17 protein-coding genes are annotated in these 15,369 nt (G+C 66.1%); 10 read left to right on the top strand and 7 right to left on the bottom strand.

The window, feature by feature from the left end; all coding sequences use genetic code 11:
• Together NIBR502770_RS03140 and purU are read right to left on the bottom strand one after the other, a co-directional pair.
• Complete coding sequence (locus tag NIBR502770_RS03140; RefSeq protein ID WP_141161227.1) at positions 1 to 519, bottom strand: gamma carbonic anhydrase family protein; 519 nt, start codon at positions 517 to 519, stop codon at positions 1 to 3.
• Positions 520 to 600: 81 nt separating this feature from the next.
• Positions 601 to 1,461 (bottom strand): formyltetrahydrofolate deformylase, encoded by an 861-nt coding sequence (gene purU, locus NIBR502770_RS03145; RefSeq protein ID WP_141181009.1) that lies wholly within the window; start codon positions 1,459 to 1,461, stop codon positions 601 to 603.
• Between the two features lie 276 nt (positions 1,462 to 1,737).
• Between purU and glyA the strand changes: the two genes are divergently transcribed.
• From glyA to NIBR502770_RS03195, 10 genes are all read left to right on the top strand, one after another.
• Entirely contained in the window at positions 1,738 to 3,036 is a 1,299-nt protein-coding gene (gene glyA, locus NIBR502770_RS03150; RefSeq protein WP_141181010.1) for a serine hydroxymethyltransferase, read from the top strand.
• A gap of 3 nt (positions 3,037 to 3,039) precedes the next feature.
• Positions 3,040 to 3,942, top strand: a complete 903-nt coding sequence (locus NIBR502770_RS03155; RefSeq protein ID WP_141181011.1) for a bifunctional methylenetetrahydrofolate dehydrogenase/methenyltetrahydrofolate cyclohydrolase — start codon at positions 3,040 to 3,042, stop codon at positions 3,940 to 3,942.
• Positions 3,943 to 4,125: 183 nt separating this feature from the next.
• Positions 4,126 to 5,262, top strand: a complete 1,137-nt coding sequence (locus NIBR502770_RS03160; RefSeq protein WP_141181012.1) for a sensor histidine kinase — start codon at positions 4,126 to 4,128, stop codon at positions 5,260 to 5,262.
• Complete coding sequence (locus tag NIBR502770_RS03165; RefSeq protein WP_141181013.1) at positions 5,259 to 5,924, top strand: response regulator transcription factor; 666 nt, start codon at positions 5,259 to 5,261, stop codon at positions 5,922 to 5,924. Before NIBR502770_RS03160 ends, NIBR502770_RS03165 begins: the two co-directional genes overlap by 4 nt.
• Positions 5,925 to 6,074: 150 nt before the next feature.
• On the top strand, positions 6,075 to 6,425 hold the full coding sequence (locus tag NIBR502770_RS03170) for a hypothetical protein (RefSeq protein ID WP_246857383.1): 351 nt from the start codon (positions 6,075 to 6,077) through the stop codon (positions 6,423 to 6,425).
• Positions 6,426 to 6,493: 68 nt separating this feature from the next.
• The gene (locus NIBR502770_RS03175; RefSeq protein WP_141161220.1) at positions 6,494 to 7,057 is read left to right on the top strand and encodes a hypothetical protein; all 564 of its coding nucleotides are present in this window, start codon (positions 6,494 to 6,496) and stop codon (positions 7,055 to 7,057) included.
• Positions 7,058 to 7,067: 10 nt separating this feature from the next.
• Positions 7,068 to 7,901: an exodeoxyribonuclease III gene (locus tag NIBR502770_RS03180; RefSeq protein WP_141161219.1), complete on the top strand. Its 834-nt coding sequence runs from the start codon at positions 7,068 to 7,070 to the stop codon at positions 7,899 to 7,901.
• Positions 7,902 to 7,917: 16 nt separating this feature from the next.
• The gene (gene trpS / locus NIBR502770_RS03185) at positions 7,918 to 8,961 is read left to right on the top strand and encodes a tryptophan--tRNA ligase (RefSeq protein ID WP_141161218.1); all 1,044 of its coding nucleotides are present in this window, start codon (positions 7,918 to 7,920) and stop codon (positions 8,959 to 8,961) included.
• A gap of 4 nt (positions 8,962 to 8,965) precedes the next feature.
• Positions 8,966 to 9,670 carry a 2'-5' RNA ligase family protein gene (locus NIBR502770_RS03190; protein WP_141161217.1) on the top strand — a complete coding sequence of 235 codons (705 nt, stop codon included), beginning with the start codon at positions 8,966 to 8,968 and terminating at the stop codon, positions 9,668 to 9,670.
• A gap of 109 nt (positions 9,671 to 9,779) precedes the next feature.
• Entirely contained in the window at positions 9,780 to 10,703 is a 924-nt protein-coding gene (locus NIBR502770_RS03195) for a YihY/virulence factor BrkB family protein (RefSeq protein WP_141161216.1), read from the top strand.
• Positions 10,704 to 10,736: 33 nt separating this feature from the next.
• On the opposite strand, the gene NIBR502770_RS03200 is transcribed toward NIBR502770_RS03195, so the two are convergent.
• The 5 genes from NIBR502770_RS03200 to sdhC form a co-directional block, all read right to left on the bottom strand.
• Positions 10,737 to 11,510 carry a S9 family peptidase gene (locus NIBR502770_RS03200; RefSeq protein WP_141181014.1) on the bottom strand — a complete coding sequence of 258 codons (774 nt, stop codon included), beginning with the start codon at positions 11,508 to 11,510 and terminating at the stop codon, positions 10,737 to 10,739.
• A 132-nt stretch (positions 11,511 to 11,642) separates the two neighbouring features.
• Positions 11,643 to 12,425: a succinate dehydrogenase iron-sulfur subunit gene (locus NIBR502770_RS03205; protein ID WP_141161215.1), complete on the bottom strand. Its 783-nt coding sequence runs from the start codon at positions 12,423 to 12,425 to the stop codon at positions 11,643 to 11,645.
• A 1-nt stretch (position 12,426) separates the two neighbouring features.
• Positions 12,427 to 14,226, bottom strand: coding sequence for a succinate dehydrogenase flavoprotein subunit (gene sdhA / locus NIBR502770_RS03210; RefSeq protein WP_141161214.1), 1,800 nt, complete (start codon positions 14,224 to 14,226; stop codon positions 12,427 to 12,429).
• A gap of 108 nt (positions 14,227 to 14,334) precedes the next feature.
• Complete coding sequence (locus tag NIBR502770_RS03215; protein ID WP_141181015.1) at positions 14,335 to 14,796, bottom strand: succinate dehydrogenase hydrophobic membrane anchor subunit; 462 nt, start codon at positions 14,794 to 14,796, stop codon at positions 14,335 to 14,337.
• Positions 14,797 to 14,799: 3 nt separating this feature from the next.
• Positions 14,800 to 15,180: a succinate dehydrogenase, cytochrome b556 subunit gene (gene sdhC, locus NIBR502770_RS03220; protein WP_141161212.1), complete on the bottom strand. Its 381-nt coding sequence runs from the start codon at positions 15,178 to 15,180 to the stop codon at positions 14,800 to 14,802.
• Positions 15,181 to 15,369 lie beyond the last annotated feature (189 nt).

A 15,369-nucleotide genomic window follows, 5' to 3' on the forward strand; every position in this document is an offset into this window, starting at 1 on the left:
TCAGGCGTGGAGCTCGCGGTGTTTCGCCGCGAGCTCCACGTAGCGCGCCGCATTGGCGCGCACGCCGTCGAACTCTTCATCCGAGAGCCCGCGGCGCACCTTGGCGGGAACCCCGGCCACCAGCGAGCGGGGCGGAACCACCGTTCCTTCCAGGACCACGGCGCCGGCGGCCACCAGCGAGCCGGCGCCGATCACTGCCCCGTTGAGGACGGTGGCGCCCATGCCGATCAGGCAGTCGTCCTCCACGGTGCAGCCGTGCACGACGGCGGCGTGGCCCACGCTGACCCGCTGGCCCACCGTGCAGGGGAAGCCGGGGTCGGCGTGCAGCACCACATTGTCCTGCAGGTTGCTTCCGGCGCCCACGGTGATGGCCGCGGTATCAGCCCGGACCGAGACACCATAGAACGCGCTGGCGTCCGCGCCCAGGGTGGCATTGCCGATGATCGAGGCCGACGGGGCCACGAACGCTGATTCATGGACAGCCGGGGAATTGCCGGCGAAAGGGTAAAGAGGAGCCATGGCTTCACCCTAAGCCACCCCTCCACCGAACTGGGTAGCTCAGGTGTCGTTTGGCAGCCCCAAAACGGCACCTTCTGCTACCTAGTTGAAGACCACCGTGCGGTTGCCGTCCAGCAGCACCCGGTGCTCGGCATGCCACTGCACGGCCTGCACCAGGGTGCGGCCCTCCACGTCCCGGCCCATCTGGACGAACTGTTCGGGCGTTCGCGCATGGTCCACGCGGATGACTTCCTGTTCGATGATCGGCCCCTCGTCCAGGGCGGCGGTCACATAGTGCGCGGTGGCCCCGATCAGCTTCACACCGCGTGCGTGCGCCTGGTGGTACGGCTTGGCACCCTTGAAGGACGGCAGGAACGAATGGTGGATGTTGATGGCCTTGCCGGTCAGGTCGGTGCAGAGCTCATCGGAGAGGATCTGCATGTAGCGGGCCAGGACGGTCAGCTGGATGTCGTGCTCCGCGATGAGGGCACGCAGCTTGTCCTCGGCCTGCACCTTGGTGTCCCGGGTCACAGGGATGTAGTGGAACGGGATGCCGTAGAACTCGGCGAGGCCTGCCAGATCCTGGTGGTTGGAAACGATGGCGGGGATTTCGATGGGAAGGGTACCGGAGCGCTGCTGGAAGAGCAGGTCATTGAGGCAGTGGGCCGAGGTGCTGGCCATGACCAGCGTGCGCACCTTGTCACCGACGGTATCGAGGTTCCACTGCATGGAAAATGCTTCCGCCACCGGTTCCAGCGCGGCGCGCAGCTCGGACTTCGGAGCCGCCGTGGTCACTTCCACGCGCATGAAGAAGTTGCCGGTGGAAGGGCTGCCGTACTGCTGCGAGTCCATGATGTTGCACCCTGCCACGAGCAGGGCTCCGGCCACGGCGTGGACGATTCCGGGGCGGTCCGGGCAGGACAGGGTGACGACGTACGCTTGGTTCAGCTGCTCATGATTCACGCGTAACAGCCTACCCGCGCCGCGGGTGCCGGTTTTGGTACGCTGGAAGGGTCGCAACTGGCGTTGGGTGGCTAACCACCAGGGAGCGGCAATCACGAAGACCACGGATCGTACGCCTGGGCCGAGGGTCATGTTTTGCCGGAATTGGGGCTGCTCCTGCGTCAGTACAGCAGCACCATGCCGGGCTTTCACGCCCTGTCATCAACGCGGTGCGGAAGCGCGCCAGCCGGTAGCCTGACCTATAGCAGTGCCCGTATCCCCAGCCAGGAGTACTTCGTGACTACTACAGCCACCTCAACCACCGCCGTCAGCAACCAGCCGCTGGCTGAGCTTGACCCCGAAATCGCAGCAGTCCTTGAGCAGGAGCTTGGCCGCCAGCGCGGCACCCTGGAGATGATTGCTTCCGAGAACTTCGCGCCCCGCGCCGTGATGGAAGCCCAGGGCTCGGTCCTCACCAACAAGTATGCCGAGGGCTACCCGGGCCGCCGCTACTACGGCGGCTGCGAATACGTCGACGTTGCAGAACAGCTGGCCATTGACCGGGTCAAGGCCCTGTTCGGCGCCGAGTTCGCCAACGTCCAGCCGCACTCCGGCGCGCAGGCCAACGCCGCCGCGCTGTCCGCCATGATCACACCCGGCGACAAGATCCTGGGCCTGTCCCTGGCCCACGGCGGCCACCTGACCCACGGCATGAAGCTGAACTTCTCCGGCAAGCTGTACAACGTGGCCGCCTACCAGGTGGAGGAAGACAACTTCCGCATCGACATGGACAAGCTGCGCGAGCAGGCCATCGCCGAGAAGCCCCAGGTCATCATCGCCGGCTGGTCCGCCTACCCCCGCCACCTGGACTTCGCCGCGTTCCGCTCCATCGCCGATGAAGTGGGCGCGCTCCTTTGGACCGACATGGCACACTTCGCCGGCCTGGTGGCAGCCGGCCTGCACCCCAGCCCGGTCCCGCACTCCGACGTCGTCACCTCCACCGTGCACAAGACCCTGGCCGGTCCCCGCTCGGGCGTGATCCTTGCCAAGGAGCAGTGGGCCAAGAAGCTGAACTCCAGCGTCTTCCCGGGCCAGCAGGGCGGCCCGCTGATGCACGTCATCGCTGCCAAGGCCGTGGCCTTCAAGATCGCCGGCACCCGGGAATTCAAGGAGCGCCAGGAGCGCGTCCTGGAAGGCGCCAGGATCATCGCTGACCGCCTGAACCAGGCCGACGTCGCCGAAGCCGGCGTCTCCGTCCTCACCGGCGGCACCGATGTGCACCTGGTACTGGTTGACCTCCGCAACTCGCAGCTGGACGGCCAGCAGGCGGAGGACCTCCTGCACTCCGTGGGCATCACCGTGAACCGCAATGCCGTGCCGTTCGACCCGCGGCCGCCGATGGTCACCTCCGGCCTGCGCATTGGCACCCCGGCCCTGGCTACCCGCGGCTTTGGTGCCAACGAGTTCACCGAGGTGGCAGAGATCATCGCCACCGCGCTCAAGGCAGGCGCCAGCGCCGACGTCGAGGCCCTCCAGTCCCGCGTGGACAAGCTGGCTGCCGACTTCCCGCTGTACCCCCAGCACGAGCAGTGGTAACCCATGGCTGAAACCACGACCGCACAGATCCTTGACGGCAAGGCCACCGCTGCTGCCATCAAGGCCGAGCTGACCGAACGCGTGGCCGCACTCAAGGCCAAGGGCGTCACCCCCGGCATCGCCACTGTGCTGGTGGGCGCTGACCCCGCCTCGCAGCTGTACGTCTCCATGAAGCACAAGCAGTCCGTGCAGATCGGGATGAACTCCATCCAGCGCGAGCTTCCGGCGGACGCCACCCAGGAACAGGTGGAGGCCCTCATTGACGAACTCAATGCAGACCCCTCCTGCCACGGCTACATCGTTCAGCTGCCGCTGCCCAAGCACCTGGACACGGACGCCATCCTGGAGCGGATCGACCCCGCCAAGGATGCGGACGGGCTGCACCCCACCAACCTGGGCCGGCTGGTGCTCAACGTCAACAACAAGATCACCACGCCGCTGCCGTGCACGCCCCGCGGCGTCATCGAGCTGCTCGAGCGCAACGGATACAGCCTGGCCGGCAAGCACGTGGTGGTGGTGGGCCGCGGCGTCACCATCGGCCGCTCGATCGGCCTGCTGCTCACGCGGCGGGAGGTCAACGCCACCGTGACCCTGACCCACACCGGTACCACCAACCTGTCCGAACTGCTGCGGCAGGCGGACGTCATCGTGGGTGCCGCCGGCGTCAAGCACATCGTGAAGGCCGCTGATGTGAAGCCGGGCGCTGCCCTGCTGGACGTCGGCGTCACACGGGAGACCGATCCGGAGACCGGCAAGAGCCGTGTCTACGGGGACATCGATCCCGCCGCCGCGGAGGTGGCGGGCTGGATTTCGCCAAACCCCGGCGGAGTGGGCCCCATGACGGTGGCGCTGCTGATGACCAATGTGGTCGAAGCCGCCGAACGCGCAGCAGGCGTCGGAGAGTAGCACCGGCCCCAAGCGCTCGACGGCGGCACGGGACCTTCCGTATGGAAGGCGCCGTGCCGCCGTCGTCCATTTAAGCGCAGCGCGGGGTAAGCCAGGCGCGGCCGTGCTTGTACTCCCGGCGGAGTACAAGCGGTACGCCGCCCACCTGACGACTTTCACCGTGCGCGGGAATAGGCTCGGACCATGCAGCGCCGTTTCCGGGGACCACCCACCGCCGTCATCGTGGTGGTGGTCGCCGTGATCCAGGTGGCGGGATCGGCGTTCGCCTCCCTGCGGCAGCCCGGACACGCGCCCCTGGACCCCCTGGCGCTCGCGTTGCTGCTGCTGGGGCCGGCCGCACTGGCTTTCCGCCGGCGCGCGCCGCTGGTGATGCTGCCCGTTGCCGCCGGGGCCACCACTGCCTACCTTGCCCTGGGCTACGGCTGGGGCCCGGTGGTCCTCTCCTTCGCGATGGCCCTGATCCTGACGGCGGCGGCCGGGAAGCGCGCTGTGGCATGGTCGGGAGCCGCCGCGGGAATCCTCGCATTGTTTCTTGCCGCTGCGCGCAGCGGCGATGAAGCGGCGTTCGTCCGCGCCTTCGCCGGGTCCTCATGGCTGGCCATCCTGGTCCTGGTCGGGGAAGGGGTGCGGTTCCGCGGCGAACGGGTTTCCGAACGGCACCGCCAGGCGGCCGCGGCGGAACAGGCTGCCCGCGATGAATACCGGCTTGCCCTTGCGCGGGACATCCATGACGTGGTGGCCCATTCGCTGTCCCTGATCAACGTCCGGGCCTCGGTGGCGCTCCACCTGGGCGAGAAGGATCCGGCGCAGTTCCGGCCTGCCCTGGAGACCGTCAAGGCAGCGAGCAGGGAATCACTGGCTGAAGTCCGCCAGCTGCTGGGCGTGCTGCGGGAAGATGCGCCGTTGAGCCCCACCACCCGGCCCAGCCTGGCCCGGGTTCCGGAAATCGTAGAGAACGCGCGGCGGGCCGGGCTCGATGTCCGGCTCCTGGCCGGCCCCGGCAGTGACCACGTTCCCGCTGCAGCCCAGGAAGCGGCGTACCGGATTGTGCAGGAGGCCTTGACAAACGTGGTCCGGCATTCCGGCGCGCGTTCGGCCCAGGTGTCCATCCACGCGGCGAACGGGGAGTTACTGGTGACCATAGACGACGACGGCGCCGGGGCCGGCACAGCGCCCGAAGGTAACGGCATTACCGGCATGCGGGAACGCGTGGCAGCTTTGGGCGGCATCCTTGAGCTGGGGCCGGCCCACTCCGGTACGGGCTGGCGGGTCCGTGCGGTCCTCCCGCTGGCCGCCCGTGCAAGGCAGGAACCGGGATGATCAGGATCCTGCTGGCCGATGACCAGAACCTGATCCGGGCGGGCTTCCGGGCGTTGCTGGACGCCGAAGCGGACATGAAGGTCGTGGCCGAGTGCGGGACCGGGCGCGACGCGGTCCGGCTTGCCCGGCAGTGGCAACCCGACGTGGTCCTGATGGATATCCGCATGCCGGACGGTGATGGCCTGGAGGCAACGCGGCAGATCCTCTCCGACCCTGCGCTGCCAGGTACCCGGGTGGTCATGCTCACCACCTTCGAGCTGGACGAATACATCGCCGAGGCCGTGCGGGCCGGCGCCGCCGGTTTCCTGGTCAAGGACACTGAACCGGCCGAGCTCCTGCGCGCCGTCCGCATTGTGCACGACGGCGATGCGCTGCTGTCGCCCTCGGTGACCCGGCGGATCATGGCCCAGTTGGCGCGGCACTCCCGCGCCGCCGAACGGCCCGTGGCACTGGACCGCATCACCGACCGGGAGCGGGAAGTCCTCCAGCTTGTGGGGGAGGGTTTGAACAACGCGGAAATCGCCGGGCGCCTGTTCATCACCCCGCTCACGGCAAAGACGCATGTCTCGCGGATCATGGCGAAGCTGATGGTCAGGGACAGGGCGCGGCTGGTGGTGCTGGCCTACGAATCCGGACTGGTCCGGCCGGGCTGGGCAGGCTGAGGCCCGTACCACGTGCAGCCGCAGGCCTCCCGGGGGAGTACGTGGCCCGGTGAAGGTGACTCCCGCCGCCGGACGCGCCGGCCGGCTGCGGCAACGACACTCGATACAAGGCCGGATCCCCGGCCGGTCGAGAGAGTCTGGAGAACGAAAATGTTGCCATCACTGACCACCGCGCTGTCCACTGCGGGCGTGTCCACCGCAGCCCTGACCGCCGCTACGCAGGTGCCGGCCGATACGGTCGTCTACGGCCCCTGGCACGGTGCCTTTTCCCCCTGGTTCCTGTTGTTCCCGCTCTTCTGGATCCTGGTGATCGCGCTGTTCATCTTCGTGGCCCGCAGGACCTGGCGCCGGAACCAGCACTGGGCAGCCGGCCAGGGGGCCGAAGGCGTGCTGCGCGAGCGCTACGCCCGGGGGAGGTGGACGAGACCGAGTACCGGCAACGGCTGGAGGTCCTCCGCAGCGGGGACGGACGGCAGAAGTGACCGGACCCGCCGGAGCTGAACGCCGGAGCTGTTCGCCGGGGGTGGAAGGCGGCCGAAGCACAGGCCGGGGTTTGAGACAATAGCTGCATGCGAACTTTGGGCAGCTCCTCGTCATCCGCCAAACCCGCCAGGGCCGGTTTCTCGATGTTCCGGATCAGCGGGCCGGGCCTGATGGTCCTGGTGACGGCGTTCGTTGTTGCCGTCATCTTCGCCGCCAACCAGAACGACGTCGTGGGCTGGGTTGTTGCCGTCATCGCCGCCTTCTGGCTGGCACTGGCCCTGTTCGTGGTCTTCAGCATCCAGCGGGCCGCCAAGAAGGCCGGCGCCAAGCTGTCCGAGGCTCAAAGCGCCTTCCACACCGCAACCGGCCGGGCCCCGGTGCAGGCATCAGCGGACCATGGGGGCACCCGGGTGGTCTACGAACGGACCGAGGCCGACGAAGTGCGCGACCTGAAACTGGACCACTCGTTCAAAATCGTCCAGGTGCAGATCCGCGTAGTGGAAGAGGAACGGGCCAAGGGCGCCGCGGCCAACCAGGACACCATCAACCGCGCCCTCGAGACGATTGAGATCACGGCCACCAACGCCCGGGACATGATCAAGTCCTCCGGCGGCAGCGGCGAGCCGGTGACCGGAACCATCATCGACTAGAGTGGAGCGGGTGAGCTCGGCATTGAACAAGGACCACCTTCGCATCGCATCAGTCAACGTCAACGGCCTCCGGGCTGCCTACAAAAACGGCATGGCGGCGTGGCTGGAGCCGCGCGAAGTGGACATCCTCTGCCTGCAGGAAGTGCGCGCCCCCGACGCGATCGTCCGGGAGTTGCTCGGGGAAGGATGGCACATCCTGCACGCCGAGGCGGAAGCAAAAGGCCGTGCCGGCGTCGCCATCGCCTCCCGCCAGGAGCCGCTCGAAACCAGGAACGGCATTGGGGACGACTACTTCGCCACGGCCGGGCGCTGGGTGGAGGCTGATTTCCGCGTTCCGGACGCCGCCGGGAACCCCGTCCAGCTCACCGTTGCCAGCGCCTACGTGCACTCCGGTGAGGCAGGGACACCCAAGCAGGACGACAAGTACCGCTTCCTTGACGTCATGAGCACCCGGCTTCCGGAGCTGACCAAGCACAGCGACCACGCGCTGGTGGTGGGGGACCTGAATGTCGCCCACACGCCCCGGGACATTCGGAACTCCAAGGGCAACCTCAAGAAAGCCGGCCACCTGCCGGAGGAACGCGCCTACTTTGACCGTTTCTTTGGTGAGGAAATCGGCTGGCATGACGTCCACCGGAACCTTGCCGGCGACGTCGACGGGCCGTACACGTGGTGGTCCTGGCGCGGCAAGGCGTTCGATAACGACACCGGGTGGCGCATCGACTACCACATGGCCACCCCCGGACTGGCAGCGTCCGCCATTTCGGCCGTTGTTGACCGTGCAGCCTCCTGGGATACCCGCTTCTCCGATCACGCCCCGCTGGTAGTGGACTACCAGCTCTGAGCCCGAAAGTTTTTCCATGACCACCCAGACTTCCTCCACTGCCAAGAAGCGCATCCTTTCCGGCGCCAAGCCCACCGCGGATTCCCTGCACCTGGGCAATTACATCGGCGCTGTGCGCAACTGGGTGGACATGCAGGCGGAATACGACGCCGTCTTCTTTATCCCGGACCTGCACGCCATCACGGTGGATTTCGACCCCGCCGAGCTGGCCAGGCGCACCCGCATCGTGGCGGCGCAGTACATTGCCGCCGGCATCGACCCGGACAAGAGCATCTTCTTTGTCCAGTCCCATGTCCCGGAGCACGCGCAGCTTGCCTGGGCGCTGAACTGCATCACCGGCTTCGGTGAGGCGTCCCGTATGACGCAGTTCAAGGACAAGACCCAGAAGTCTGGCGCTGACGCCGCAACGCTGGGCCTTTTCGCCTACCCCACGCTGATGGCCGCCGATATCCTCCTCTACCAGAGCGACCTGGTTCCGGTGGGCGAGGACCAGCGGCAGCACCTGGAGCTGACCCGGAACCTCGCGCAGCGTTTCAACACCCGGTTTGGCCACACGTTCACGGTTCCAGAGGCCACGATCGTGAAGGAAAGCGCCAAGATCTACGACCTCCAGAATCCCAGCGCCAAGATGTCGAAGACGGGGGAGTCCCCCAACGGTGCCATCCAACTGCTGGAGGATCCCAAGATCGCCGCAAAGCGCATCAAGTCGGCAGTGACCGACGCCGGCACGGACATCCGCTTCGACGCCGAGGAGAAGCCCGGGGTTTCCAACCTGCTCACCATTTACTCGTCCCTCACCGGAAAGTCCGTGGCGGACCTTGAAGCCGAGTACCAGGGGAAGATGTACGGGCACCTCAAGGTGGACCTCGCGGAGGTGGTGGTGGACTTCATCACCCCGCTCCGCAACCGGACCAACGAGCTCATGGCCGATCCCGCCGAGCTTGACCGGCTGCTGGCCCTCGGCGCAGACCGGGCCCGGGAGATCGCCTCGGCCACCCTGGGCCAGGTGTACCAGCGCATGGGTTTCCTGCCGTCCCTCAGCCTCGCAGGGGTCCGCTAGCGCCATGTCTTCGAGAAACGTCACCGCCAGGGGAGGTGCCTGCTCTGCCGGCCAGGTGGAGCGGACCCTGGCCGACCGCTTCGAAGACGAGTCCGGCCACGCTGCGGCTGCTGACCATGAACCGGCCCGCAGCGATGAGATCAGTGTGGGCGTCATCCTGGGCTTTCCAGACGAGATTGCCGGGGAACTGCAGCGCTGGCGGGCGTCCTTCGGCGATCCCCTGGCCGAAGTGGTGCCCGCGCACATCACGCTGGTGACCACCACCCCCACCCAGGACTGGGAGGCCACCCGCCGGCATGTCCGCGAGGTGGCCCGCTGCCAGAGCCCCTTCATGGTCACCATCGCCGGGACCGGAACCTTCAGGCCCGTTTCGCCCGTGGTCTTCATCCGGGTGGAGGACGGGTTCGAGCACTGCGTGGACTTGCACCGCAAGCTGCAGCAGGGACCCCTCCACCGTGAACTGCCCTTCCCTTATCACCCACACGTCACCATCGCCCACGATGTCGCCCCCGAAAGCCTGGATGAGGCCGAAACGGTGCTCAAGAACTATAAAGCCACCTTCCCGGTGGTTAGCATGGGACTCTATGAGCATGATGCCGAGGGCATCTGGCAGCTACGGGAAGAGCTGGATTTTGGGACCGAAACTGACAACCACGACGGCACCCGATTCACGGACGCTGCCGCGGACACCACAACCGAAGGCGCCTGACCAGCAGCCGCTGCCCACTGAGCATGCCCAGCTTAAGCTGGCCGCCATCCAGAAAAGGATGGCCTGGGGCAAAGCCAGGAGATCCGGCGTCGGGCTGTTACCACGCCTGATGGCCATGATCCTGTGGCTGCAGGCCAAGCTCAACACCCTGCGCCCGATGCGCGCGTTCCAGCATTACAACCTCCAGCACGGCCCCTTGCTGAGCGCCGGCATTGGCTTCCGGATGTTCTTCTCCATCACCGGGCTCCTGACCACCGGCTTCTCGGTTGCGGGACTTGTCCTGAGGGGCCAGCCGGCCCTGCTTGACACCATCATCAGCAGCGTGGCAACAAGCGCCCCCGGACTTTTGAAGGTCAACGGCGGGGAGGGACTGGTGGATCCCAAGGACCTGCTCGATCCCAACGGACTTGGCTGGACTGCGCTGATCAGTGCCGTGGTCACGGTCGTCACGTCCCTGGGATGGATCAACGGGCTCCGGGACGGCCTCCGCGGCGTGCTGCAGCTGCCGCCGCTGATGGTCAACCCCATCCTGATGAAGCTGCGCGATTCCGGCACCCTGCTGCTGCTGGGCACCGCCCTGGTCATCAGTGCCGGCGCCTCCCTGGTCTTCGGCACCGCTGCCGGATGGGTCTCGGACTTCCTGCACCTCAGCGATGCCCTCGCCGGCCCCCTCACCACGTCCGTGAAGATCGTCGTGCCGCTGGTCCTGAACTGGGTCACGGCACTGGTCATGTTCCGGCTGGCCGCGGGGCTGAAGCTGTCCCGCCAGGCGCTGCTGGAAGGGACCATCCTGGCCGCCGTCGGCACCACCGTCCTGCAGATCTTCAGCACCGAGCTGCTTGGCGGCGCCAGCCGCAATCCCATCCTGGCGCCGTTCGCCATCATCATCGGCCTGCTCATCTGGTTCAACCTGGTCAGCCAGGTCTACCTTGTCTCCGCGGGGTGGTCCGCCGTCCGCGAGGCCGACCTGGAGTCCGGCTCAGCCCCGCGGAAGGCAATCCTCGGGGCCCGGCGGGCAACGCCCCAGACCTGACCCGCAGCCATTCTGAGGCGGGGGGCGCTTGGGTCAGGCGGAGGCCGCATCAAGGTACTGGTCGGCCCAGGCTGCGATGATCCTCGCTGCACGGGCAGCCTGGCCCTTCCCGGTCAGGAGGTGGTCGCTTCCCTCCAGGGAGACGAAATTCCGGGGGTGCCGGGCGGTCTGGAAGATGGTGCTCGCATTCTCGATCCCCACGGTGTTGTCGGTGGGGGAGTGCAGGACCATCAGCGGCTTATGCAGTTGCCGGATGCAGTCCGTCAGGTCAGCGTTCTCCAGGTCCTCCACGAAGTGCCGGCGGATCTCCACCCGCTTGCCGCCCAGGTCCACCTCGGCGCTGCCCTCATTCAAGATCCTGTCCAGGGCGGCATCGAACACGTGGGCCACGTGCTTGGGCGAGAACGGAGCCCCCACCGTGGCCACGGCATCGAGTTCGGGAATGTCCCTGGCAGCTGCAAGGACGGCCGCGCCGCCGAATGAATGGCCCACCAGCAGCGAGATTTCCTTGCCCTCTCCGCGCATGAACTCCGCAGCCTTCACCGTGTCAGCCACCTTGTGGCTGAACGATCCCGCGGACCATTCCCCGGCGGACCCGCCGAGGCCCAGGTTGTCGAAGCGCAGCATGCCGATTCCGCTGTCCGCCAGCGCCTTGCACATCCTGGAGGCGGAGGGGCTGTCCTTGCCCAGCGTAAAGCCGTGCGAAAACACCCCCCAGCCCTTGACGGGCCCTTCGGGAAGGTCAATGATGCCGGACAGCATTTCGCCGGTGGAGCCGGCGAAGGACACTTTTTCGGTGCGGGACATGGGGGCCCTTTCTGCGGGCGGACAGCTTGCTGATAGAGCATCCGGGGTGAATGAGTGTTGAAAACGAACGACGGCGCCCTCCACCACGTGTGGTGAGGGACGCCGTCGGCCGTCTATCTGGAGTTGAAGGTGCTAGATCTTGCGGGCCAGGATGGCCTGCTTGACCTCCGCGATGGCCTGCGTGACCTGGATGCCGCGGGGGCATGCCTCGGAGCAGTTGAAGGTGGTGCGGCAGCGCCACACGCCTTCCTTGTCATTGAGGATTTCCAGGCGCATGTCGCCGGCGTCATCACGGGAGTCGAAGATGAAGCGGTGTGCGTTCACGATTGCGGCGGGGCCGAAGTACTGCCCGTCCGTCCAGAACACGGGGCAGGATGACGTGCACGCGGCGCAAAGGATGCACTTGGTGGTGTCATCAAAGCGCTCACGGTCCTCTGCGGACTGCAGGCGCTCCCGGGTGGGCTCGTGGCCCTTGTTGATGAGGAAGGGCATGACTTCGCGGTACGACTGGAAGAAGGGCTCCATGTCCACGATCAGGTCCTTCTCCACCGGGAGGCCCTTGATGGGTTCCACCGTGATGGGCTTGGACGTGTCCAGGTCCTTCAGCAGGGTCTTGCAGGCCAGGCGGTTGCGGCCGTTGATGCGCATGGCATCCGAGCCGCACACGCCGTGTGCGCAGGAGCGGCGGAAGGACAGGGTGCCGTCCGTTTCCCACTTGACCTTGTGCAGGGCGTCAAGGACACGGTCCGTGCCGTACATGGTCAGGTGGAAGTCGTCCCAGGTCGCTTCCTCCGAAACCTCCGGGTTGTAGCGGCGGACGCGCAGGTGGACGTCGAACGAGGGGATTTCCCCGGCCCCGCCAACGCCGGCAGGAAGTTCAACCTTTGAGGCTGGCTCAGCGATTTCAGCGGTCATCTTAGTACTTCCTCACCATCGGCTCGTAGCGGGTAAAGACAACCGGCTTGGTGGCCAGCCGGATACCGGCGATTGATTCCGCCGATCCGTCAGCCGGCGCATGGTCATCCTTGTACGCCATGGAGTGCTTCATGAATTTCTCGTCGTCACGCTCGGGGAAGTCCTCGCGGAAGTGTCCGCCGCGGGATTCCTCGCGGTGCAGGGCGGCCACGGTCATCACCTTGGCCAGTTCCAGCAGGAAGCCGAGTTCAACGGCCTCGAGCAGGTCCAGGTTGAAGCGCTTGCCCTTGTCCTGGACGTTGATGCGCTTGTAGCGCTCCTCGAAGGATGCGATGTCGCGCAGCACCTGGTTCAGGGTGTCCGCCGTCCGGAACACCTGCATGTTGGCATCCATGGTGTCCTGCAGTTCCTTGCGGATCTGGGCCACCTTTTCGTCGCCGGTGCCGTTGCGGGCAATGTCCAGCAGTTCGGTGGTGTAGCCCAGCGGGTTCTCCGGCAGTTCCACGAACTCGGCGGTCTTGGCGTACTCCGCGGCGGCGATGCCCGCACGCTTGCCGAAGACGTTGATGTCCAGCAGCGAGTTGGTGCCCAGGCGGTTGGAGCCGTGGACGGACACGCAGGCCACTTCACCGGCGGCGTAGAGGCCCGGGACCACGGTGTCGTTGTCCTGCAGGACCTCGGCGCTGATGTTGGTGGGAATGCCACCCATGGCGTAGTGCGCGGTGGGGAACACCGGCACGGGCTCCGTGTACGGTTCCACACCCAGGTAGGTGCGGGCGAACTCGGTGATGTCCGGGAGCTTGGCGTCGATGTGGGCCGGCTCCAGGTGGGTCAGGTCCAGCAGGACGTAGTCCTTGTTCGGGCCGCAGCCGCGGCCTTCGCGGACCTCGTTGGCCATGGAGCGGGCCACGATGTCACGCGGCGCCAGGTCCTTGATGGTGGGGGCGTAACGCTCCATGAAGCGTTCACCCTCGGAGTTGCGGAGGATTGCGCCTTCACCGCGGGCGGCCTCGGAGAGCAGGATGCCCAGTCCGGCAAGGCCTGTCGGGTGGAACTGGAAGAACTCCATGTCTTCCAGGGGGATGCCGCGGCGGAACGCGATGCCCATGCCGTCGCCGGTCAGGGTGTGGGCGTTGGACGTGGTCTTGAAGACCTTGCCGGCGCCACCGGAGGCGAACACCACGGACTTGGCCTGGAAAACGTGCAGTTCACCGGAGGCGAGGTCGTAGGAGACGACGCCGGCTACGCGCTTTTGCTTGTAAGGGGTGCCGTCTTCGCGGACAGCGTCCTCTTCAACCGTCAGCAGGTCCAGCACGTAGTACTCGTTGTAGAACTCGACGTTGTGCTTGACGCAGTTCTGGTACAGGGTCTGCAGGATCATGTGGCCGGTGCGGTCGGCGGCGTAGCATGCGCGGCGGACCGGAGCCTTGCCGTGGTCGCGGGTGTGGCCGCCGAACCGGCGCTGGTCGATGCGGCCTTCGGGCGTGCGGTTGAAGGGCAGGCCCATCTTTTCCAGGTCCAGCACGGCGTCGATGGCTTCCTTCGCCATGACCTCGGCAGCGTCCTGGTCAACCAGGTAGTCGCCGCCCTTGACGGTGTCGAACGTGTGCCATTCCCAGTTGTCTTCCTCGACATTGGCAAGGGCTGCACACATGCCACCCTGCGCCGCACCCGTGTGCGAGCGGGTGGGGTAGAGCTTGGTCAGTACTGCTGTGCGCGCGCGCTGACCGGATTCGATCGCGGCGCGCATGCCAGCGCCACCGGCACCGACGATGACGACGTCGTACTTATGGACCTGCATACCAGACGCTCTTTCTCTCAAAATTCGCTATAAAACAACGGGGCGGCTTTGCCTGCTCCGCAAAACAGGGCCCGCGGATAAGCCCGCGGGCCCGGGGATGTGCCAGTGCTAGGCAGGGCAGAAACCACCCGGAAGGGCGACGCCGTTCACCACGGGGCACGGGTTGAAGGTGAAGATCACCAGGGTGCCCAGGAGGATGATGACCACTGCGGCCGCGTAAAGAACGGTCTTCAGCCAGCGCCGGGTGGATGTCTTCTCGGCGTAGTCGTTGATGATGGTCCGGACGCCGTTGCTGCCGTGCAGCATGGCCAGCCAGAGCATGGCCAGGTCCCAGAACTGCCAGAACGGATCCGCCCACTTGCCGGCCACGAAGCCGAAGTCGATGGCGTGGATGCCCTCGCCGACCATGAGGTTCACGAACAGGTGGCCGAAGATCAGCACCACCAGCACCACGCCGGAAAGGCGCATGAACAGCCAGGCGATCATCTCGAAGTTGCCCTTGGAACCACCGCTGCGGCGGTACTGGGGAGCGACCCGGCCGCTGCGGGGGCTCTCGATCGTTGCAGTCATGGCTTAGTGACCTCCGAGGGCGAGGGACAGGTGGCGGATGGAGAAGGCAAGCATGGTCACAACCCAAAGGGCCAGGACTGCCCACAGCATCTGCCGCTGGTACTTGGCGCCCTTCTTCCAGAAGTCGACCGCGATGATCCGCAGGCCGTTGAAGGCGTGGAAGACGATGGCGGCAACAAGGCCGGTCTCACCCAGCGCCATCAGCGGATTCTTGTAGGCGCCGATCACGGCGGTGTAGGCCTCCGGTGACACACGCACCAAGGAGGTGTCCAGGACGTGGACCAACAAGAAGAAAAAGATCACTACACCGGTAATACGGTGTCCTACCCAGGACCACATGCCTTCACGGCCGCGGTACAAGGTGCCAGCTGGTTTTGTCGGCACTGATAAACCTCCCTGCAACACAGCGGCGCTGGCATGAGATCCATGCGGGGGGAACGCCTGCTGCGAGAGCACTCGTAGCTCAGGCCTAAATCTAGGCTTCGCTAACAGCTTATTCAATTTAGTCGTTTGTTGGTGCCCAGTACTGGAGCGGATTTTGCAGGGAAATGAGACGAACGCCACATCATTGCA

The sequence above is a fragment of the Pseudarthrobacter sp. NIBRBAC000502770 genome, from assembly GCF_006517815.1.
In the GTDB taxonomy this organism is placed as follows: Bacteria; Actinomycetota; Actinomycetes; order Actinomycetales; family Micrococcaceae; genus Arthrobacter; species Arthrobacter niigatensis.

Excerpts from the sequence above, each read along its gene's own strand:
- NIBR502770_RS03140 (WP_141161227.1), bottom strand. The coding sequence starts at position 519 with ATGGCTCCTCTTTACCCTTTCGCCGGCAATTCCCCGGCTGTCCATGAA.
- NIBR502770_RS03155 (WP_141181011.1), top strand. The coding sequence starts at position 3,040 with ATGGCTGAAACCACGACCGCACAGATCCTTGACGGCAAGGCCACCGCT.
- NIBR502770_RS03160 (WP_141181012.1), top strand. The coding sequence starts at position 4,126 with ATGCAGCGCCGTTTCCGGGGACCACCCACCGCCGTCATCGTGGTGGTG.
- NIBR502770_RS03165 (WP_141181013.1), top strand. The coding sequence starts at position 5,259 with ATGATCAGGATCCTGCTGGCCGATGACCAGAACCTGATCCGGGCGGGC.
- NIBR502770_RS03170 (WP_246857383.1), top strand. The coding sequence starts at position 6,075 with ATGTTGCCATCACTGACCACCGCGCTGTCCACTGCGGGCGTGTCCACC.
- NIBR502770_RS03175 (WP_141161220.1), top strand. The coding sequence starts at position 6,494 with ATGCGAACTTTGGGCAGCTCCTCGTCATCCGCCAAACCCGCCAGGGCC.
- trpS (WP_141161218.1), top strand. The coding sequence starts at position 7,918 with ATGACCACCCAGACTTCCTCCACTGCCAAGAAGCGCATCCTTTCCGGC.
- NIBR502770_RS03190 (WP_141161217.1), top strand. The coding sequence starts at position 8,966 with ATGTCTTCGAGAAACGTCACCGCCAGGGGAGGTGCCTGCTCTGCCGGC.
- NIBR502770_RS03195 (WP_141161216.1), top strand. The coding sequence starts at position 9,780 with ATGGCCATGATCCTGTGGCTGCAGGCCAAGCTCAACACCCTGCGCCCG.
- NIBR502770_RS03200 (WP_141181014.1), bottom strand. The coding sequence starts at position 11,510 with ATGTCCCGCACCGAAAAAGTGTCCTTCGCCGGCTCCACCGGCGAAATG.
- NIBR502770_RS03205 (WP_141161215.1), bottom strand. The coding sequence starts at position 12,425 with ATGACCGCTGAAATCGCTGAGCCAGCCTCAAAGGTTGAACTTCCTGCC.
- sdhA (WP_141161214.1), bottom strand. The coding sequence starts at position 14,226 with ATGCAGGTCCATAAGTACGACGTCGTCATCGTCGGTGCCGGTGGCGCT.
- NIBR502770_RS03215 (WP_141181015.1), bottom strand. The coding sequence starts at position 14,796 with ATGACTGCAACGATCGAGAGCCCCCGCAGCGGCCGGGTCGCTCCCCAG.